General features: G+C 70.1%; 17 protein-coding genes. 11 read left to right on the forward strand and 6 right to left on the reverse strand.

Annotated elements, in window-relative coordinates; translation table 11 throughout:
* Nucleotides 1–73 precede the first annotated feature (73 nt).
* From IPK71_29810 to IPK71_29830, 5 genes are all read left to right on the forward strand, one after another.
* Nucleotides 74–1,192, forward strand: a complete 1,119-nt coding sequence (locus IPK71_29810) for a tryptophan 2,3-dioxygenase (GenBank protein MBK8217943.1) — start codon at nt 74–76, stop codon at nt 1,190–1,192.
* A gap of 123 nt (nt 1,193–1,315) precedes the next feature.
* On the forward strand, nt 1,316–2,683 hold the full coding sequence (locus IPK71_29815) for an L-serine ammonia-lyase (protein ID MBK8217944.1): 1,368 nt from the start codon (nt 1,316–1,318) through the stop codon (nt 2,681–2,683).
* 126 nt (nt 2,684–2,809) lie between these two features.
* Nucleotides 2,810–4,255, forward strand: coding sequence for an aspartate aminotransferase family protein (locus IPK71_29820; protein MBK8217945.1), 1,446 nt, complete (start codon nt 2,810–2,812; stop codon nt 4,253–4,255).
* Entirely contained in the window at nt 4,252–4,881 is a 630-nt protein-coding gene (locus IPK71_29825; protein ID MBK8217946.1) for a TetR family transcriptional regulator, read from the forward strand. The genes IPK71_29820 and IPK71_29825 overlap by 4 nt, the downstream gene beginning before the upstream one ends.
* A 100-nt stretch (nt 4,882–4,981) precedes the next feature.
* On the forward strand, nt 4,982–5,620 hold the full coding sequence (locus tag IPK71_29830; protein MBK8217947.1) for a DUF2239 family protein: 639 nt from the start codon (nt 4,982–4,984) through the stop codon (nt 5,618–5,620).
* 13 nt (nt 5,621–5,633) lie between these two features.
* Here the strand turns inward: IPK71_29830 and IPK71_29835 are convergent, their stop codons facing one another.
* On the reverse strand, nt 5,634–7,073 hold the full coding sequence (locus IPK71_29835; GenBank protein MBK8217948.1) for a DUF4388 domain-containing protein: 1,440 nt from the start codon (nt 7,071–7,073) through the stop codon (nt 5,634–5,636).
* A gap of 162 nt (nt 7,074–7,235) precedes the next feature.
* Here IPK71_29835 and IPK71_29840 point away from each other — a divergent pair, with 162 nt between their 5' ends.
* The 3 genes from IPK71_29840 (at nt 7,236) to IPK71_29850 (ending at nt 11,007) form a co-directional block, all read left to right on the forward strand.
* Nucleotides 7,236–7,901, forward strand: a complete 666-nt coding sequence (locus tag IPK71_29840; GenBank protein MBK8217949.1) for a response regulator transcription factor — start codon at nt 7,236–7,238, stop codon at nt 7,899–7,901.
* 15 nt (nt 7,902–7,916) lie between these two features.
* Nucleotides 7,917–9,302, forward strand: a complete 1,386-nt coding sequence (locus IPK71_29845; protein MBK8217950.1) for a HAMP domain-containing histidine kinase — start codon at nt 7,917–7,919, stop codon at nt 9,300–9,302.
* A gap of 73 nt (nt 9,303–9,375) precedes the next feature.
* Nucleotides 9,376–11,007: an ABC-F family ATP-binding cassette domain-containing protein gene (locus tag IPK71_29850; GenBank protein MBK8217951.1), complete on the forward strand. Its 1,632-nt coding sequence runs from the start codon at nt 9,376–9,378 to the stop codon at nt 11,005–11,007.
* 7 nt (nt 11,008–11,014) lie between these two features.
* Here the strand turns inward: IPK71_29850 and IPK71_29855 are convergent, their stop codons facing one another.
* Together IPK71_29855 and IPK71_29860 are read right to left on the reverse strand one after the other, a co-directional pair.
* Entirely contained in the window at nt 11,015–11,707 is a 693-nt protein-coding gene (locus tag IPK71_29855; protein MBK8217952.1) for an LrgB family protein, read from the reverse strand.
* On the reverse strand, nt 11,704–12,039 hold the full coding sequence (locus IPK71_29860; protein ID MBK8217953.1) for a CidA/LrgA family protein: 336 nt from the start codon (nt 12,037–12,039) through the stop codon (nt 11,704–11,706). Before IPK71_29860 ends, IPK71_29855 begins: the two co-directional genes overlap by 4 nt.
* A gap of 119 nt (nt 12,040–12,158) precedes the next feature.
* Here IPK71_29860 and IPK71_29865 point away from each other — a divergent pair, with 119 nt between their 5' ends.
* Together IPK71_29865 and IPK71_29870 are read left to right on the forward strand one after the other, a co-directional pair.
* Nucleotides 12,159–13,796 carry a fumarate hydratase gene (locus IPK71_29865; GenBank protein MBK8217954.1) on the forward strand — a complete coding sequence of 546 codons (1,638 nt, stop codon included), beginning with the start codon at nt 12,159–12,161 and terminating at the stop codon, nt 13,794–13,796.
* 266 nt (nt 13,797–14,062) lie between these two features.
* On the forward strand, nt 14,063–14,869 hold the full coding sequence (locus IPK71_29870) for a hypothetical protein (protein ID MBK8217955.1): 807 nt from the start codon (nt 14,063–14,065) through the stop codon (nt 14,867–14,869).
* 3 nt (nt 14,870–14,872) lie between these two features.
* On the opposite strand, the gene IPK71_29875 is transcribed toward IPK71_29870, so the two are convergent.
* Nucleotides 14,873–16,087, reverse strand: a complete 1,215-nt coding sequence (locus tag IPK71_29875) for a hypothetical protein (GenBank protein ID MBK8217956.1) — start codon at nt 16,085–16,087, stop codon at nt 14,873–14,875.
* Between the two features lie 737 nt (nt 16,088–16,824).
* Nucleotides 16,825–17,904 carry an SUMF1/EgtB/PvdO family nonheme iron enzyme gene (locus tag IPK71_29880; protein MBK8217957.1) on the reverse strand — a complete coding sequence of 360 codons (1,080 nt, stop codon included), beginning with the start codon at nt 17,902–17,904 and terminating at the stop codon, nt 16,825–16,827.
* 155 nt (nt 17,905–18,059) lie between these two features.
* Between IPK71_29880 and IPK71_29885 the strand changes: the two genes are divergently transcribed.
* Nucleotides 18,060–19,184, forward strand: coding sequence for a DUF1704 domain-containing protein (locus IPK71_29885; protein MBK8217958.1), 1,125 nt, complete (start codon nt 18,060–18,062; stop codon nt 19,182–19,184).
* A gap of 33 nt (nt 19,185–19,217) precedes the next feature.
* Here IPK71_29885 and IPK71_29890 read toward each other — a convergent pair whose 3' ends face one another.
* Entirely contained in the window at nt 19,218–20,273 is a 1,056-nt protein-coding gene (locus IPK71_29890) for a hypothetical protein (GenBank protein MBK8217959.1), read from the reverse strand.
* Nucleotides 20,274–20,297: the final 24 nt, after the last annotated feature.

Consider the following 20,297-nt stretch of genomic DNA (forward strand, 5'->3'; position numbering starts at 1 on the left):
GCGCCCACATGTGCCTCGTGGGCCTACGAAACGGCCTTTTCCGGGGGGCGCGGCTCGTGCGAGGGTGCGCGCCATGAGCCGTGAGCCGACCACCTACTGGGACTACATCAAAGTCGAGGAGCTCCTCTCGCTCCAGACGGGCGTCGCACCGAGCGAGGCCGAGCTCACGAACGACGAGGTGCTCTTCGTCGTGGTCCACCAGATCGACGAGCTCTGGATGAAGCTCGCGCTACGCGAGCTCGTCACGGTGCGTGATCTCTTCGCGCGCCCCAAGGTGCCCGAGCAGTCGCTGTCGACGGCCGTGCGCGGCATCCGGCGCATGGACCTCCTCTTCCGCAAAATGGCCGATCACTTCGCGCTGATGGAGACCATGACCACACGCGACTACCTCGGCTTCCGCGACAAGCTCTCGCCGGCGAGCGGCTTCCAGTCGGCGCAGCTCCGCGAGATCGAGCTCCTCCTCGGTCTCGGCGACGCCGAGCGCATCCCGCTCGGTTCGGAGAAGTCGTACATGCAGGCGCTGCTCGGGCCGAAGGGCGCCCCCTCTCCTGCCTCGAAGCGCGTCGAGGCGCGCCTCTCGGACCTGCCGACGCTCCGCGACGCCGTGCACGCGTGGCTCTGCCGCACGCCCATCCAAGGCAGCACCCCCGACGACCCGCACGACGCCGAGAACGTGCGCGCCTTCGTCGAGTCGTATTTGCTCTCCCACGCGCGGGCGACCGAGACCGCCAAGGCCCTCGCCAAGACGACCGCCCTCACCCCCGACGACGAGGCGCGCCTCGACGCGCGCTACGAGCGAGAGAAGGCCGACACCCGCGCCTACCTCTTCGCGGAGGACGTGACCCGCGAGGAAGAACGCCCCCGCGCGACGAGGCTCCGGGCGGCCCTCGTCTTCATCGAGAGCTACCGCGAGCTCCCCCTGCTCGCGTGGCCGCGCGAGGTGGTCGACGCGCTCGTCGCGTTCGAACAAGGCTTCGTCGTGTTCCGTCAACGGCACGCGCGGATGGTCGAGCGCATGATCGGGAGGCGCACGGGCACGGGCGGCTCTGCGGGCGTCGACTACCTCGACCAGACGGCACTCAAGTACCGGATCTTTCGAGACATTTGGGCTGTCCGAACGATCCTCGTCCGCGAGGGCGAGCTGCCTCCGCTGGAGCGCCCGGGGTACTACGGCTTCGCGGGCGATAGCTGACGTCGGCGGGGCGGGTCCCCCTCGTCGGCTGAGCTGCGGCATCGACGTCGCGAGGCACGAAGGGGCTTGTGGGCCCGGTGCGCGGAGACGATCATCCGAGCCGTGCACCTCAGCCTCTTCGACATGTTCACGATCGGCATCGGGCCCTCCAGCAGCCACACGGTGGGCCCCATGCGGGCGGCGAGGAGGTTCGTGGAGAGCCTCGATCGCGAGGGGCTCGTCGGGCGCGTCTCGCACGTGAAAGCCGAGCTCTTCGGCTCGCTCGGGCACACCGGGAAGGGCCACGGCAGCGACGTGGCCGTCATGCTCGGCCTCGAAGGGGAGCGCCCCGAAGCGCTCGACCCGGACACGGTCCCGGCGCGCATCGAGGCCATCCGCGCGACCAAAGAGGTGAAGCTCCTCGGCTTCGCGCCCGTGCGCTTCGACCCGGGGAGCGAGCTCGTGGAGCGGGGCGGCCAGAGCCTCGTCTTCCATCGGCGCCAGAGCCTCCCGGCGCACCCGAACGGCATGCGCTTCACGGCCGATCTCTCGGACGGCGAGCCCTTCGTGCGGATCTACTACTCCGTCGGCGGCGGGTTCGTCGTGAACGACGGCGAGGTCGAGCCCACGCTCGGCGAGCGGAAGCCCCCGCCCTACCCGTTCACGAGCGGGCAGGATCTGCTCACGATCACGGAGGATCACGGGCTCTCGATCAGCACCGTGGTGCTCGAGAACGAGAAGGTGTTGAGGCCCGAGGCCGAGGTGCGCGAGGGCCTCGCGAAGATCGCCGCGGCGATGCAGGCGTGCGTGAAACGAGGCTGCGAGCGCGAGGGCATCCTCCCCGGGGGCCTCAAGGTACGGAGGCGCGCCGCGGCGCTCCATCGGCGGCTCACGTGCGACACCCGCACGACCGATCCGCTGCTCGCCATGGACTGGGTGAACCTCTGGGCGCTCGCTGTGAACGAGGAGAACGCCGCAGGAGGTCGCGTGGTCACGGCGCCCACGAACGGCGCCGCGGGCATCCTCCCGGCCGTGCTCCACTACTATCTCCGCTTCGTGCCGAACGCGAACGACGACGGCGTCGCGCGCTACCTCCTCACGTGCGCCGCGATCGGGATGCTCTACAAGCGCAACGCCTCGATCTCCGGGGCCGAGGTCGGCTGCCAGGGCGAGGTGGGCGTCGCGTGCAGCATGGCCGCCGCCGGCCTCGCCGAGGTCATGGGGGGCACCCCCGAGCAGGTCGAGAACGCGGCCGAGATCGGCATGGAGCACAACCTCGGGCTCACGTGCGATCCGGTCGGCGGCCTCGTGCAGGTGCCGTGCATCGAGCGGAACGCCATGGCGTCGGTGAAGGCGATCAACGCCGCGCGGCTCGCGCTCTCGGGCGACGGAAAGCACAAAATCTCCCTCGACAAGGTCATCGCGACCATGCGCCAAACCGGCGCCGACATGATGACGAAGTACAAGGAGACCGCCCGCGGCGGCCTCGCCGTGAACATCATCGAGTGCTGAGGGGGACCTCCCGTCCTTCGGGCCGAGGAGCGCCCGATCACAAAAAGGCACCGAGAGCCATTTGACACTCAGTGCCACAATGCTATCCCGAGCGCGTGGGGCGATGGGCCCTGCACGGAGGACCGCATGCGCATCCCGACCCAAGGCCGAACGAAGTCCGAAATTCTCGCCGATCTCGAGGCCGCCCGCGTGGGCGACTTCCCCTTCCGGGACGGGAAGCTCTTCGCCTACACGTTCGAGGGCGACGCCGAGACGACCGAGCTCGGGAAGCTCGCGTTCATGGAGTACCTGACCGAAAACGGGCTCGATCCCACGACCTTCCCGAGCCTCCGGCGCTTCGAGAACGACCTCGTCGACATGGCGCGCCGCCACCTCGGCGGGGACGAGGCCGTGGTCGGCAACTTCACGAGCGGCGGCACCGAGTCGATCCTGCTCGCCGTGAAGACCGCGCGGGACCACGCGCGCGCACACAAGCCGCACGTGACCGAGCCCTCGATGCTCGTCCCGGAGACGGCCCACGCCGCGTTCCACAAGGCCGCCGCGTACTTCGGCGTGCGCCTCGTGCAGACCCGCGTCTCGCCGGAGACCTTCCGCGCCGACCCCTCGGACATGCGCGAGAAGCTCGACGACACGACCATCCTCGTCGTCGCGTCGGCGTGCTCGTACGCCCACGGCGTGGTCGACCCGGTGCGCGAAATCGCCGCGCTCGCCGCGGAGCGAGGCGTTTTGTGCCACGTCGACGGCTGCATGGGCGGCTTCCTCCTGCCCTACATGGCCCGCCTCGGCGAGCCCGTCCCCGACTTCGACTTCCGCGTGCCCGGGGTCACGAGCATGTCGATGGACTTCCACAAGTACGGGCTCTGCCCGAAGGGGGCCTCGGTGGTGCTCTACAAGAACGAGGCGCTCCGCCGGCACCAGGTGTTCGTGTGCGCCGAGTGGACGGGCTACACGATGTTCAACCCCACCATCCAGAGCTCCAAATCGGGAGGGCCCCTCGCGGCGGCCTGGTCGGTGCTGCAGCTCCAAGGCGAGAACGGCTACCTCGAGGTGGCCCGCGCCCTCCTCGCCGCCCGGAAGAAGGTCGAAGCGGCCGTCGAGGACGACCCGCACCTACGCATGATGGGCAAGCCCGAGATGAGCCTCGTGGCCTTCACCTCGGACACCGTGTGCGTCTTCGAGCTGACCGACGCCATGAAGGCTCGCGGCTTCGGCCTCCAGGCGCAGCTCGGCTACGGAGCGTCGAAGGCCAACGTGCACCTCACCATCAACCCGGGAAATACCCGCGTCATCGACGACCTCGTCGTGGCCCTCCACGAAGAGACGGCGCGCCTCGCGCGAGGCGGGAGCCGCCCCGGCCCGAACGACGAGCTTCGGCAGATGGCCGCCCACATCACCGAGGCGCTCGCGAACGACCGTTCGGGGGACGTCGCCGCCCACGTCATCGGCCAGGCCGACACGGGCTCGGGCAAGATGGCCGACGTGAGCCGCCTGCTCGATCTGCTCGGGCCGAGGGAGCGCGAGAAGCTCCTTGTCGCCTTCGTCGGGAAGATGTTCACTCCGAAGCCCGAATGAAGGAACGAGACACGACCTCGGGGCTCCGCGAGAAGAAGAAGCGCGAGGCGGCCGCGACCATCGTCTCGGTCGCGAAGAGGCTCTTCGCGAAGCGGGGCTTCGACGCCGTCACGGTCGACGAGATCGCCCGCGAGGCGAACGTGTCGCGGCGGACGTTTTTCCGCTACTTCCCCACGAAGGAGGACGTCTTCTTCGTAAGGAGGAGGGCCCAGCTCGAGGCGCTCGAGGCCGCGCTGCTCGACACACCCAAAGGGGAAGATGCGATCGCCACCGTGCGCCGCGCGCTGCTGTCGGTCGCGTCCATGCACATCCAGCAGAAGAAGGACGTGCTCGTCGACAACGCCCTCGTGGCGAAGACGCCCTCTCTCCTCGCCAAGGACCTCGAGTGGGACCGAAAGGCCACGACGCTCATCGCCGACGCGCTCGCACGCGGGAGCGATCGCGCTCGCGCACGCCTCGTCGCGGGGGCCATCGTCGGCGCCATCCGCGTGGTCGTCGAGGAGTGGGTCGAGAGCGGCGGGGAGAGGGACCTCTTGGCCGACGGAGGCGCCGCGCTCGACCTATTCTCCGCCGTGATGGCCCCCCTCCCCGCGGCGCCCGCGCCCAAGAAGCCGCGGGCGCGCTGAGCATTTTCACCCGGATCTTATTTCTCCGAATTTCACCCGGGTAATATTGCCGACGGTGAAGGAGTCGGGTACATCGGGGTCATTCCACGGAGGATCCCCGATGCCCACGACCGATCTCACCCCACAGCCGACCTTCTCGGCCTTCTGCGGAGGCGCGCTGCTCGCTCGGGGGCCCCTCGAGCCGACCGTGCTCGCCGTGAAGGCTCACGTCGACAGGCACCCCGGCGCCACCGTCCTCGTGTTCGACGACACGACCGGCGCTCAGATCGACTTCGTCCTCGAGGGCACCATCGACGAGGTGCGCGAGGCGCTCACGCGGCACCCCCTCGTCGGCGGGGACGGCAAGAAGGGGCCGGGGCGCCCCAAGCTCGGCGTCGTCGCGAGGGAGGTTACGCTGCTCCCCCGGCACTGGGAGTGGCTCGAGGCCCGCCAAGGAGGCATCTCGGTGGCCCTGCGGCGCCTCGTGGAAGAGGCGATGAAGGATCCGAGGCGCGCGGACGAGGAGCGAGAGCGGCGTGGCATCGAAGCGGCGAGCCGCGTGATGTGGGCGCTCGCGGGGGACCTCCCGGGCCACGAAGAGGCGTCACGGGCCCTCTTCGCCAAGGACGGTGGACGGCTCGATCGGCTGACGAAATCCTGGCCGCGGGACGTCCGTGGTCACGTGCTCTGGCTCTTCGCGCGCGCGACCGCCCACGGCCTCGTCGCGAAGGACGACGCGCCGTCGGCCGTCGAGGAGTGACGCAGACGGCGCGCTACTCTTTTCGCGGGTCTTTCACGGCGGGGATGCCGTGCGGCGGTGACATCGCGCGCGCCGGGTCCATTCCCGAGGCGACGCGCATGCCGAAGAGGCGGAGCTCCCGGGCCGCGTCGACGTGGTGCGGGTCCACGTCGACCGCCTCTCTCAGCGTGCGGAGCGCCGACGCGAGCTGCCCCTCTTTGCGCTCGAAGAGGGCCATCCGGTAGAGCGCCTCTCCGGAGCGGGGCGAGAGCTCGCAGCCGCGGCGGAGCGCGCTCCTCGCCTCTTCGCGCGACTGGAGATCCTCGCGGGTCATGCCGACGCAGTAGCCGTACATGGTCTCGAGCTCGGCGTCCTTCCCGGGGGTGAGAGACCGGAGCTCGACCACGAGCGCCAACGCGGCGCGGAGCTCGCCGCGCCGGAGGAGCCCGCGCGCCTTGAGCCTCGCGAGGGTGGGATCCGCGGCCACGTCGGCCCGCGGTCCGCGCTCGGTCTCTCGAGGCGCGACGCGTTTTCCGGGGTCGTCGGCCTCGCGCCTCACGTCGCGGACGGCGGCCGGTGGCGGCTCGACCTTTTCACGCACCCCCGACACGGGGAACGCGACCGAGGGGGGCCGGAGCGGGCTCGGCGCGCGGAACTTCATGGAGGCGTGACGGAGGGCCTCGTTCTCCGGAGAGACCGTGGCGATGCGGGCTCGGCGCAGGAGCAAGAGCGTGTAGACCACACGCGTTCGGAGCAGACCCTCGCGCGTGGCGCGGCGCGGTGGCAGCACGGCAGGGCACGAGAGCTCCTTCGCGACGCGCTCTTCGTCCTCGGACATCTCGAGGTCGGCGAGCGCCTCGACGAGGCCGAAGGTCGGCGCGCCCTCGACGTACCCGGCGAGCACGAGCGGCCGCTCGCCCACACGGTCGAGCGCGTCGTTGGCGCGCCCGGCTTGCGCATCGAACGTGTCTCGTAGGCCTCTCACCACGGCTCGCCCGACGGACACCGACACGTCGGCGCGCCCGAACGACGCGAGGTGATCCGTGTGCTCGTAGAACGCGAAGCGCGTGGCCGCCGGGAGGGCGAAGAGCGACACCAGCTTTCGCGTGTAGTGCTCGGCGAGCCCGATCGCCAAGACCTCGGCGGTCAGCGCCTTGTGCGCGAGCAGGATCTCGCCGAGGAGCGCGCCCTTGCCCGCCGCGAGCTCGCGCAAGGCACGATCGAGCGCGTCGGGCTCGACCAGCCCGAGCTCGTAGAGGGCCGTCCCGAGCGGCGATGGAACGCGTGTGCGGGCCCGGACGACCTTCCCGTCACGGAAGGTGACGCTGGCGTCCTCGACGCCCGTCGGCGACGTCAGCGTGAGCGTGCCGGAGAGGCCTCTGTCGTCGATGTACGCGAGCAGCTCGGCGACGGGGCGGGCGTCGAGGAAACCTTCGGCCGTCGGGAACGCGCGGGCGGCGGGGGCGGGCTTCACGTGGACAAGCCTACCGTGAACGGCGCGACGCGCGAGCCGCAGCCCTCCCATTTGTCGCACCCTCGACCACGTCTCCACCGAAATGGGCACCCCCGGCCCGTGGCCCTCGAACCCTACGAAAATACGAGATCGATGGCGCGAAAACCCCGGTATGGTGGCGCCGTGCACGTACTCGTCGTGGAAGACGACCCGAAGCTCGCCGATTTCCTCGCCCGCGTCCTCGGAGACGAGGGTCACACGACCGTCGTCGCCGCGACGGGCAAGGCCGCTCTCGAGCGCGGGCCGCGCGAGCCGTTCGACGCCATCGTGCTCGACTGGATGTTGCCCGACCTCGAGGGGCCGGCGGTGGCCGAGCGCCTCCGCGCTGCCGAGGTGGGGTGCCCCATCCTCATGTTGACGGCCCGCGGGGAGACGGCCGACAAGGTCGCGGGGCTCCGCTCCGGCGCCGACGACTACCTGGTCAAACCCTTCGAGGTCGACGAGCTGCTCGCCCGCCTCGACGCCCTCGCGCGGCGCGGCAAGGCCGGGGTGGCGCTCCACGTGGGCGATCTGGCGCTCGACCGGCTCTCGCGGCGCGCCACGCTCGGCGGAGCCGCCCTCGATCTCACGGCCAAAGAGTTCGCCCTGCTCGTGCGCCTCGCGCTCGACGCGGAGAAGCCGGTCGAGCGCGCGAAGCTCCTCCTCGACGTGTGGCAGCTCAAGTTCGACCCGGGCTCGGGTGTGCTCGACGTGCACGTGAGCCGCGTCCGCGACAAGCTCGGGGAGCGCTCGTGGATGATCGAGACCGTGCGCGGCACGGGCTACCGTCTGCGCGCCGAGAAGGCCTGAGCGCGCGGGGCGGCGGTGCAGTTCCGGCGTCGCATCGTGCTCTCTACCGTGGCCGTCACGGCGGTCGCGCTCGGCGTGGCGTTCTTCGCGATCTCGAAAGAGTTCACGGAGCTCCAGGAGAGTCGGCTCGACGGCGAGCTCGTCGACGTGGCGAAGGTCGAGGCCAAAGAGGCGCCACTCTTCGGTTTTTCGTTCAACGAAGGCCCCGGGCCGCCCACGAACGACGTGGGCCCGCTGACGAAGCACGGCGTCATCTACGGCGACGACGACGCGCCGATGTCGGCCACCGCCCCGTTCGACAAGCTCCCGCCTTCGCGGGCCACGCTCTCGCACCCGAACGAACGCTGCTTCGATTTCGAGCACGGCGGCCACCACTACCGCGGCGTGCTCGTCGGTATCCCGGGCCACCCCAAGAAGACGGTGCTGCTCGCCGCGCTCCGCGAGGACCTCGACGCCGACGAGCGCTTCCTCCGTGATGCCATGGCGTTCGCCTTCGTGGTGGCGCTCGCGTGGGCCGGGGTCATCGCGAGCTTCGTCGTGCGGAGGTTCACGCGCGAGCACCAGCGCATCGCCGAGGTGGCGAACCGCGTGACCAAGGGAGACCTCTCGGCGCGGGTCGCGGCGCGCTCGGGCGACCCCGACGTGCTGAACCTCGCAAGGGACGTGGACGAGATGATCGACACCATCTCCGCGCTCATGACCTCGCAGCGAAGGTTCCTGGCGCACGCGGCCCACGAGCTCCGCTCGCCGATCACCAAAATCTACGGAGAGCTCCAGCTCGCCGTGCGCAAAGACCGCGAGGCCCCGGAGCTGAAGAAGGCGATCCTCGAGGCGCTCGAGTCGACGCGCGCCCTCAAGAACCTCACGGACGACCTCCTCTCGCTCGCCAAGGTCACGGCGGGGGACACCTCGAACGAAGAGTGCATGCTCGGCTCCGTGGTCGACAACGCCGTCGCCCTGTCGCGGCCCCTCGCCGAGGAGCGCAAGGTCACCTTCGCGTGCGAGGGGCTCGACGTCCGCCTCTCGGGGCGACCGAACGACCTCTCCCGCCTCTTTCGGAACCTCCTCGAGAACGCCGCCTCCCACTCCCCGGAGGGCGGCCTGGTGCGCGTCTTCGGCGAGGTCGACGAGCGCGCGGGCCAGGTCACCGTGGTCGTCGAGGACGAGGGCGAGGGTGTGCCCGAAGAGGACCGCGAGCGCATCTTCGAGCCATTTTTTCGGAGCGCGCAGTCGAAGTCGCGGCTCGCGGGGGGCTCGGGCCTCGGCCTCGGGATCGCGCGCGAGATCGCCCTCGCCCACGAGGGCACCCTCACGCTCGGCCGAGGGGAGCTCGGGGCGCGCTTCGTCGTGACCCTCCCCGTCTCCCGCGGCACGACCTCGAGCGCCCCACCTTCGGCCTGATCGTCCGGGCAGGCGCGTTTTCGCGGTGTCCGGTCTCGCCACGCGGGCCACCGTCGTGTATCTCGGGCGCGCCATGATTCGCCTCGACTCGGTCGGTCGCCAGCACGGACAACAGATTCTCTTCACCGACGCCTCGGCCGCCGTGAACCGCGGTGAGAAGGTGGGCCTCGTCGGCCCGAACGGCTCGGGAAAGACCACGATTTTCCGCATGATCCTGAAGGAGGAGACGCCCGACACCGGCAGCGTCACCGTCGATCGCGGGACCACGATCGGCTACTTCAGCCAGGACGTGGGCGAGATGTCGGGGCACACCGTCGTGGCCATGGCCATGGCCGGCGCGGGCCAGGTGGCCGACGTGGCCCAAGAGCTCCGCGAGCTCGAGGCGGCGTTCGGAGACCCGGACAAGGCCGACCAGATGGACGAGCTCGTGAACCGCTACGGCGAGGCCCAGGCGCGCTTCGAGGAGCTCGGCGGCTACGCGCTCGAGGGCAAGGCGCGCGAGGTGCTCGCGGGGCTCGGCTTCTCGCAAGAGGTCATGGACGGGGACGTGGAGAAGCTCTCGGGCGGCTGGAAAATGCGGGTCGCGCTCGCGCGAGTCCTCCTCATGCGGCCGGACGTGCTCCTCCTCGACGAGCCGACCAACCACCTCGACCTCGAGTCGATCCTCTGGCTCGAGGGCTACCTCAAGGGCTTCGAGGGCGCGCTGGTCATGACCTCCCACGATCGCGAGTTCATGAACCGCATCGTGCAGAAGATCCTCGAGATCGACGGCGGCGAGCTCACGACCTACTCGGGAAATTACGACTTTTACGTCAAACAGCGCGCCATCGCCGATCGCAACGCCGAGGCCCAGTACGAGCGCCAGCAGGCCATGCTCGCCAAAGAAGAGGCCTTCATCGCGCGGTTCAAGGCCCGCGCGAGCCACGCGGCGCAGGTGCAGTCCCGCGTGAAGAAGCTCGAGAAGATCGAGAAGGTCGAGCCGCCGAAGCGCCGGCGCAAGCTCACGTTCGACTTCCCGAAGCCCCCGCGCTCGGGCGAGGACGTGGTCGGCCTCGAGGGCATCAAGAAGGTGTTCGGCTCCCGCACCATCTACGACCACTTCTCGATGCTGATCCGAAGGCGCGAGCGTTGGTGCGTGATGGGCGTCAACGGCGCCGGCAAGAGCACGCTGCTCAAGCTCGTCGTGGGCGCGCTCTCGCCCGACGAGGGCAAGGTGTCGGTCGGCCCGAGCACGAAGGTCGGGTACTTCTCGCAGCACGCGATGGACGTGCTCTCCCCCACGGACACGGTGTGGGACACCCTCGTCCACGCGTTCCCGAAGGCCTCGCAGGGCTCGCTCCGCACGCTCGCGGGCGTGTTCGGCTTCTCGGGCGACGACGTGGAAAAGCCGATCCGGGTGCTCTCGGGCGGCGAGAAGGCGCGCGTCGTCTTGGCCAAGATGCTCTTCGATCCGCCGAACTTCCTCGTGCTCGACGAGCCGACCAACCACCTCGACATGGACACGAAGGAGATGATGATCGAGACCCTCAAGGACTTCGAGGGGACGATGCTCTTCGTGTCGCACGATCGCCACTTCTTGGCCGAGCTCTCGAACCGCGTGCTCGAGCTCTCGGGGAGCGACGCGCGCTTCTATGGTGGAGGCTACTCCGAGTACGTGACCGAGAGCGGCCACGAGGCCCCCGAGCGCCTCGCACCCTCGCCCTAGCCGGACCTCACGGCCCGAGGAGCCTCACCGCGGCCCACGCGAGCACGGCCGTGAGCACCCCGTGCACGACGAGCGCTGCCGCGGCGGCGCTCTCTTCGACGGGCCCCTCGTCGCGGGCGCGGGTCGTCCCGACGATGTGGGCCGCGGCCCCGAGCGACAGACCAAAAACATAACGATTCCGAACACCTATACGCTGAAGCAGCGCGGGCCCCACGAGGGCCCCGAAGACGCCGACCACGATCACGACCACGGCGGTGAGGGACGGATCTCCTCCGAGGCGCTCGGCGACCGGCGCGGCGATGGCCGTCGTGGCCGACTTGGGCGCGAGCGACGCACACACGACCGCGTCCGCGCCGAGCGCGCGCGCGAGCCCGACCACGGAGGCCGCGCCGACGAGGGCCCCGGACACGAGCGAGAGCCCTACGGTGCGCGCGCGCTTCGCCAAATCGGGCAGGCCACAGGAGAGCCCGAGGCCGAGCGCGACGACGGAGGGACCGACGAGGAGGCCCAACGGGCGCGTGGCTTCACGGTACGCGCTCGGCTCGATCTTCGCGGCGACGAGCACCACGCCGAGCACCGGGATCCCGAAGAGGAGCGGGTTTTGCCACACGCGCCCGGTCCGGAGCTGGACGTGACGCAAGAGCTCGTAGACGACCAACGTCAACAGAAAGAGCCCCATCGAGAGCGCGACGTCGGTCATCGACGCTCGACCGCCTCTCCCACCTTCGCGACCACGACGAGCACGGCGAGCGTGCTCACGACGGACGCCACGACGATCGGCGCGGCCATGCCCGCGAGGCCACGCATCTTCCACACGACGAGCACGGCCTGGGGCAAGAGAAAGAGCGCCATGCGCCCCGTGAGGAACGTGCAGGCCTCGTCGACCCACGCCTTCTTCACGAGCCCCAAGCGGAGCGCCGCGACGAACGCGACGAGCCCGAGGATGGCGCCGGGCAGAGGCAGCCCGAGCAAGGTCGCCGAGAGCTCGCCCGCGCCATAGAACGCGAGCACGACGAGGAGGCCGCGGACCATGCGTCCCCGTACCATGACGAGCGGCCGAACCGCACGATTCCGGCGATTTTTGCGCGCTCTCGGCCGATCCGCCATGGCGCCGGGTTTGGTATGTTCGTCGGCGAAGGAAGGCACCCACGATGACCGACATCGGCTTCACCGAGCTACTCCCCACCGGCCCCGACACGACGCCGTACCGCAAGCTCACGAGCGACCACGTGTCGACGTTCGAGGCCAAGGGCAAGACGTTCCTCGAGGTCGATCCCGCGGGGCTCACCTTGCTGACGCGCGAGGCCATGCGCGACATCGCCCACCTCCTCCGCCCCGGGCACCTGAAGCAGCTCGCCGGCATCCTGGACGACCCGGAGGCCTCCTCGAACGACAAGTTCGTGGCGCTCGACCTCTTGAAGAACGCCAACATCGCGGCGGGAGGTGTGCTCCCGATGTGCCAAGACACGGGCACGGCCATCGTGATGGGCAAGAAGGGCCAGCTCGTCTACACGGGCGGCGGCGACGAGCGGGCCATCGCGCAGGGCATCCACGAGACGTACCACACGGCGAACCTCCGCTACTCGCAGCTCGCCCCGCTCGACATGTACGCCGAGAAGAACACGGGCACGAACCTGCCCGCACAGATCGAGATCTTCGCGACCGACGGCGACGCCTACAAGTTCCTCTTCATGGCGAAGGGGGGCGGCTCGGCCAACAAGAGCTACCTCTTCCAAGAGACGAAGGCCCTCTTGAACCCGAAGAGCCTGCTCGCGTTCGTCGAGGCCAAGGTCCGCGGCCTCGGCACGGCCGCATGCCCGCCTTACCACCTCGCGGTCGTCGTCGGCGGCACGAGCGCCGAGCACACGCTGAAGACGGCGAAGCTCGCCTCGGCCCGCTACCTCGACACCCTCCCCACCTCGGGCAGCGCCACGGGGCACGGCTTCCGGGACGTCGAGCTCGAGAAGCAAATCCTCGAAATTACTCGCAAAACGGGCATCGGGGCGCAGTTCGGCGGCAAGTACTTCTGCCACGACGTGCGGGTCGTTCGTCTGCCTCGGCACGGCGCCTCGTGCCCGGTCGCGATCGCCGTCTCGTGCTCCGCCGATCGCCAGGCCCTCGGCAAGATCACGAAGGATGGCATCTTCCTCGAGGAGCTCGAGCACGATCCGGCGAAGTACCTCCCCGAGACGACGCACGACGACCTCGGCGGCGACTGCGTGAAGATCGATCTTCGTCGCCCCATGAGCGAGATCCGCGCGGAGCTCTCGCGCTACCCCGTGAAGACGCGCCTCTCGCTCTCGGGGCCGCTCGTCGTCGCGCGCGACATCGCGCACGCCAAGATCAAAGAGCGCCTCGACCGCGGCGAGGGCATGCCCGACTACATGAAAGACTTCATGGTCTACTACGCGGGCCCCGCCAAGACGCCGGAGGGCTACGCGTCGGGCTCGTTCGGCCCCACGACCGCCGGCCGCATGGACGCCTACGTCGAGGAGCTCCAGGCCGCGGGCGGGAGCTTCGTCATGCTCGCCAAGGGCAACCGCAGCAAGGCCGTGACCGACGCGTGCAAGAAGCACGGCGGGTTCTACCTCGGCTCGATCGGGGGCCCTGCCGCCCGCCTCGCCCAAGACTGCATCAAGAAGGTCGAGGTGCTCGAGTACCCCGAGCTCGGCATGGAAGCGGTGTGGAAGATCGAGGTGGTCGATTTTCCGGCGTTCATCGTCGTCGACGACAAGGGGAACGACTTCTTCGCCGGCATCGAGGGCAAGAGCTTGCCCATCGCGAAGTAGCAGCGCGCGCCATCGAGCGCGAAAGACCGCGCACCACCGCGTGGCTCCGCTAGCAGCCTGTTGATTTTCGGACCGAGGCCGTTCGACGACCGCGCCCGACTCGCCGAGGCGCGATCCGAGGAGCGCCCGGAGCCTACTTTTGTAGGTGAGGACGACCCTTGGAAGTCCCCGACGGGGGACGCACCGCAGGATCGCAACGAAGGCGGTCGGGATGCGGCGGCGAGCGGCCGATGCGAGAAAATCAACGGGCTGCTAAGCTTCGGCGGATGTACGTGGTGGCGCTCGTTCGCCTTGGCTCGGCCCCCGCGGACGAGGCCAAGCACCTCTCCCGAGAGCTGGGGCTCGCGCCGTACGAGGCGACCCAGCTCTTGCTGCGCGGCACCCCCACCATCACCTTGCGCACGAACGATCGCCGCGAGGCCGAGCTCCACCTCGGGAACCTCTCGCGGCGGGGCCACGAGGCCGTGGGCTTCGACGCGAGCGCCGTCGTCCCCTCGTCCGAGATGGGCGAGGTCCGCACCTTCGCCTTCCGGCCCGACGCGCTCTCGGTCGAGGTGCGCGGGCGCGCCGAGATGGCCGTCCCGTACGAGGATTTCCTATGTTTCGTGCGCGCCGTGCACCGCGTGACCGAGCGCCACACCGAGGTCAAGGCCGAGCGCGTGATCGACTTTCGCAAGATCGCGCTCACCGGCGGCCTCATGATGTCGAAGACCCTCGAGAAGGAGCAGACGACGCGGGTCGAGGAGCGCGAGCACGTGCTCTACGTCTTTCGCCGCACGGCGCAGCCGCTCCTCTTGGGCGCGCAGCGGGCGAAGTACACGGGGCTCGGCGAAGAGCTCCGGCCTACCCAGCTCGCGAACTTCGAGCGCACGATCGAGCTTCTGCGCAGCCACGCGCCCTTCGCCCCGTACGACGCGAGGCTCGTCACGCTGCGCACCCCGCAGAGCCACCTCTCGGTGTCGGCGCGAGGCCAGGAGACCGTGAGCTCCGCCGGGGGTGTGGACGTGCTCGCCCACGTCGTCGCGATGGCGCTCTCGCGCTCGGGCGAGAACCCGTACCGCGACGCGCGTTGACGGTCAGAAGCCGGTGATCGACCGCACCTGGGGGACGAGCATCTGGGCGATGCGCTCGTGCACGCCCACGCTCGGGTGGTAGTCGCACGCGGTGAGCTCGCTCTGCGGCTCCGCCGGCAAGTCGATGTAGTGTACACGCGCATCCCCCGCGGACGTGCGCGAGGCGACGGCCTGCATGACGGCGGCGGTCTGGTCGGTGCGGGCGTTGTAGCGGGCCGGGGCCATGTCGGTCTGGGTGGGACCCACCATCGCGAACACGTAGGCCTGCGGGGCGTTCTGGCGCACCTTGGCGAGCAGCGACACGTACGCCGCGCGGAAGGCCGGGAGGCTCGGAGGGTCGAAGACTTGCGCCTTCTCTTGGAGGAAGTCGTTCGCGCCGATCATGACGAACACCGCGTCGGGCACGAGCTTACGAGCGTCCCAGAGGCTCGTGGGATCGTCCGGCAGGGCGCGGGCGTAGAGCTCCGGGAAGAGCGTCGAGCTCGCGCGCACGTAGTTCTTCGTGAGGCCCTTGCCCTGGTAGGCCACGACCGACAGCTCGGCGCCGAAGGCCTCGGCGACACGCGACGCGAACGACATGTGGAGGTTCTGCGTGCTCGCCGTGTAGCTGCAGCGGGGCCCGGTCCCCTCGATGCCGTACGCGTTCGTGAGCGAGTCTCCCAAGAACTCGAACGTGCGCGCGCGCGGCGCGGGCGGGGGGAGCAGAGCCCCTTCGCCGACGGTGACGCCGAGGAGCTGCGTCGACCCCGAGAGCGCCTCCGTGCGCCGGAAGAGCTCGATCGTGTGCTCCTTCGCGGGGAGCCCGTCGGCGAGCGGGTAGGTGCCACGCCCGGCCTGGAGGGCGAGCTTCTGCGCGCGCCACACGCCGTCGATCGCCACGTCCCACTCGCTCGGGCCGCCGGTGCCCGGGGTCTCGTCGAGCGTCACCGCGGCTTTGGTTCCTCGGAAGCGAAAGCGAATGGACGAGCCGGGCCAACCGGCGCGCGGCCCCTTCGCGTCGCGCGTGTCCCATCGACCGAAGGTCCCGACGGCACCCGCGGGCGCCGCGTCGCGGTCGGCCCCAGCGTCGGCCGGGGGGGGAGCGGAGGCGTCCTTCGTGGGGGCCGAGACCGACGCCGACGGAGCCGGCGGGGTCGCACCAGGCTCGACCGGCACGGGGGCCTCGGGGCCTTGAACCTCGCCAGGCTCGGCGCCCGAACAGGCCGCGACGGCCCACATGGAAGCTACCGTAACTGCTGCGGAAAGTGCGAGTCGTGCGGCGCGCCTTGGCATGAAGCGCAGAGCATACGACATGGTGGGACCATGCGCACGTTCACCCCCCCATTTTTTCTTAGGGGGCCAAGAAATCGGCGGTCCCTAGCCCGCACGTGCCCGTGCCCGAACGTCATCGGGGCTCCCCTCCCCTCCCCTCCCTCCTCTCGCCCGTGCCCGTGCCCGTGCCCGTGCCCGTGCCCGATCTCCTCTCCTCTCGTCCGTCCCCGTCCCCGTGCCCGAACCTCCTCTCGCCCGTGCCCGTGCCCGTGCCCGCTCTACTCTCGTCCGTACACGTCCCCGTGCCCGAACGTCACCGGGGCTCCCCTCCTCTCGCCCGTGCCCGTGCCCGTGCCCGTGCCCGTGCCCGATCTCCTCGCCTCTCGTCCGTCCCCGTCCCCGTGCCCGATCTCCTCTCGCCCTTACCCGTGCCCGAGGTGTGGCCAGATGTCCGGTGTGGAGGGCACGCCGTGCACCACCGCCTCGCGCGTTTGCCAGGCTCCGGGCACGGGCACGGGCACGGGCACGGGCACGGGCACGCGGACACGAGCGCTCCCGGCACGGGCACGCGGACACTAGAGCTCCCGGCACGGGCACGCGGACACTAGAGCTCCCGGCACGGGCACGCGGACACTAGAGCTCCCGGCACGGGCAAGCTCCCGGCACGGGCACGGGCGCGCGGAGATGAGAGAGACGGCAGCCCGCTACGGTTTGCGCTCGGCGCGCGTGCCCATGAGGGCCTTGCGGCGCTTCTCTTCGCGGTAGTCGTACTTGCGCTTGGAGGGCCCGGGGGCGTTCTTCGCCACGATGGGCTCGGGGAAGAAGTCCTTCGCCTCGACCTCGGGCGCGGGGACGTTGCCGGCGTCGGCCGGCGGGTGCCACACCGGCGCGCCCTCCGCGTCTTTGCAGCAGCGGAACGACCAGAAGTAGTACCACTCCTCGGGCATGTGGTTGTGGCTCGCGGGCCGGCACTGGTTCCTGACGTGGCCCCACGCGCCGCCCTTCAGCGCGGCCCAGCGCGATTTCTCGATGGGCTTCTCGTCGCTGATGCCCCACTCGTCGAAGTTGCCCGTTTGGTCGTACACGCCGAAGCCGCTCTTGCACCCGGGCATCGAGCCGGAAGGCACGCTCTGATCGAGGCGCGAGAGCTCGGCGTGCCGCACCTCCGGATCCTTCGACGAGAAGAGGAAGCCTCCGCCCTTCTTCTCGGGGTTGATGTAGAGGCTGTCGATGTTGCAGATGTCGTGATCGCGCTTCCACCCGTAGGGGAACGGCGTGTGCTCGGGGCCCTCGCACGCGGCGGTCCACTCGCTCCCCCAGCAGAGGCGCTTGCCCTTCGATTTGCACGACGCCTGCGCCTCGTACCAGGTCGCGTTCCACGCGGGGTGCGCGCCCTTCTGGTTCGGGTACTCGTACGGATCGATGCAGAACTGCCGGCGCTCGGTCGCGGTCAGGCACTTCTGTTTGCCCTTCGCGTACTCGTGGCAAATCTTGAGGTGGTTCGGGTTGTCGGTCTCGACCTCGAGGCACTCGCGCTCGACCTTGGGGCAGAACTCGGTGTCGACGTACACCATGTCGGCCGGGCAAGGACCGCCCGCGGCCTTGGCCGTGTCCTGCGCGGCGTCGGGAGAGGCGGCGTCGGATGCGGCCGCGAGGGAGGCGTCGGGGCGCTCGGCCTCGGCGTCGGGGCCCTCCATGGCCGAGTGGCACGAGGTGGAGAGCAGCCACGAGCCACCCACGAGCGCGGACAGCACGACGGCGAAGGGGCGGGCCACGAAGCTCATAGTGACGCGCAGTCTCTCAGAGGCCCCCCAAAAGGGAAAAATACCCGCGACGATGCGCCGATCGAAGCGTGCGCCGCTCCTCCGGACGGCCCTCGGGGGCTGCTTTTCCTCGGCCGGGCCCGGTGACGACGCGCGACCTCGTGTAGGCTCGGCGTGTGCCGCGCACGAGGCCCGGGCCGACCGATCCGACCGACGCCGAGGCCGTCTTGGCCCGGGCGAACGCCGTGGTGCGCGTGCTCTCCGCGGCGTCCCCCGTGAACGCGCGCGCCGAGCGACATCGGCTCGCCGAGGCCCTCGCGCGTGGGGAGCGCGCCGTACCTCGGTGGGAGTACCACCCTCCGCCCGAAGGGCTCGACCTCGTCACGCGGAGCCTCGAGACGGTGCTCGCGCACCTCGACACGTCGACGCCGCTCGGGGGGCTCTACCAGGCACGCGCCGAAGAGCTCCGGGTCGAGATCGACATGATCACCCGCGTGGGGACGCGTGCGTTCGCCGATGCCGCCCGGGCGAGGTACGGGACGGGAGACGATCCGGGGCTCGCCTTCGCGATCGACGGGCTCTCGTCGGGCCTCCTCGAAGAAGAGGACGACGAGCCGCGCGAGTGGCTCTCGGACGGCCTCGAGCGAGGATCGCTCGTCTCGCGTCTCCGCGAGGAGATCGGGCGCCACAAGGTGCCGTTCGTGGTGCGGACCTCGCCGGGGCTCACCGCCCTCGCGGCCACCGGCGAGCGGCACGTGATCGTGGCCGAGGGCCGCAAGGTGTCGCGCGACGACATCGAGCGCACCGTGGTGCACGAGATCCACGGCCACGTGCTCCCACGGGCGCGCGCCGCACGCGAATCGCTCGCGATTTTCCGGTTCGGCTCCGCGAAGGGCACGTGCGACCAAGAGGGGTACGCCCTCGTCCACGAGGAGCGCGCGGGGTTCCTCCGCGGCCGAAGGCTCCGCGAGCTCTCTCTGCGCAGGCTCGCGATCCACCTCGCCGAAGGCTCGGCCCCGTTCGACACGTGCGCGCGCGCCCTCATCGACACCCACGGGGTCGCTCCCGAGGACGCCGCGCGCCTCTCGGAGCGCGCCTACCGGGGCGGCACGGGCGATGGGCCGGGCCTCGTGCGCGACCGCCCCTACCTCGAGAGCTGGCTCCGGTTGAGGGCCGCGTTCGACGACCCACGCGAGGGCCCGAAGCTCGAGGGCATCGTGTCGCGGGGCCAGATTTCTCTCGACGCCGCCCGGATCCTCATGAGCGCCGGAGCCACGCCGGGCCACAAAAATATCACATAAAACCGGGCACTTGGGAGGTACCGGGGGCGAGCTTCAGAGCTCGGGGTAACACGTATACTGGGACTCTTTCGGCGCCCCGAACCGCGCGACGCGTGTGCACGTGTACCCCTTGCGGCAAGTCGGCGCGTTGGGGTTGCACACGGCGAGGCAGATGCCCGTCGAGCGAAAGTCGGCGCAGTAGCCTTCGCCTTTGCCCGCGACCACGGGGCAATCGGACGTGCACTGCGTGGTGCACATGCCACCCGGGTACTCGGTCGCGCAGATGGCCTCGGAGGCGGGCAGCGCGCACTGCCGAGCGTTCTGGCACGCTTCGCCGATGCCTCCGCCCTCGGGCGTGGGCTCGAAGGGCCCCGCGTACTCGTACGCGAGCGTGTATTTTTGCCAGAGGTTCCACACGAGCCAGATCCCGCCGGGCTCGTCCTTCGCCTCGCGTGGGAGCACGTGGTAGAGGGCCGCCGTGGCCGCGTTGGCGGGCGTGACACGCGCCCCGTCGACGGTGAACGCCGTGCGGTTCGGGCCGAACCCCGAGGGGGCCGCGCCGCTCACCTTCACGGCCTCGAGCGCCTCACGAAGGCGGAGGGCGACGCAGTCGACCTGTTTGTCGAAGCCGGCGCTCCGCGGATCGCACTGCCCCTTCGCCTCGCACCCGCATTGGAAGGCGTACTCGACCCTCGCCGGATCCTCCGGGTACACGGTCAGGCTCACGAGCCCCGCGCGCACCTGCGCGAGCACGAGGAGCACGATGGGGTTGATGCGGTAGTTTCGCGCCGCCGTGACGAGCGCGTCCGACGCGCGGAGGCCGTTCGACTGGTAGGTGCCGAGGAAGCTGCGTTTCCCGTAGGGGTTCCGCTCCAGGTACTTCTGCACGAGCGCCGGCGTGGCCTGGCCGACGTCGACGAGGCTCGCGTCGTCGATGACGTTGTTGCGATCGTAGGTGGCGGGCGGGCCGTTCTCCCCGGGCGCGTAGGGCTCGAGATCGGTCGGGTCGAGGAAGGTGCTCGTCTCGCTCGACGCGCAGCCGGGCGCCGTCGCGGCGAGCGCGAGGGCGACGAGGGCACCGAGCGGGAGGCGACGTACGAACGGGTTCATCGTGGGGCGCCGGAGGCAGAGACG

It is taken from the genome of Myxococcales bacterium, from assembly GCA_016712525.1.
Lineage (GTDB): Bacteria > Myxococcota_A > Polyangia > Polyangiales > Polyangiaceae > JAAFHV01.